Raw genomic sequence first — 236 nt, forward strand, 5'->3', positions numbered from 1 at the left:
GCAGCGTCTTTAAGCGTCCGCCCAATTATTTTGCAGGTAAATTAATCTCTGATAGCGGTTTGCAGGGGAAACGGATTGGGGGTGCGGAGGTCTCAACGAAGCATGCTGGCTTTATTGTGAATATAAATCATGCAACATCAACGGATTATCTGCACTTGATTCAATATATTCAGGAAACGGTGAAAAGAAAATACAATATTGAAATTGAAACAGAGGTTAAAATCATTGGTGAGGAG

At 40.3% G+C, this 236-nt stretch carries 1 pseudogene; it reads left to right on the forward strand.

The features are described 5' to 3' along the window. Positions 1-236 (forward strand): annotated as a pseudogene (murB, locus tag SB719_RS22585) (UDP-N-acetylmuramate dehydrogenase); the annotation flags it as partial.

Source organism: Pantoea sp. SIMBA_079, assembly GCF_046940275.1.
Classification (GTDB): domain Bacteria; phylum Pseudomonadota; class Gammaproteobacteria; order Enterobacterales; family Enterobacteriaceae; genus Pantoea; species Pantoea borealis.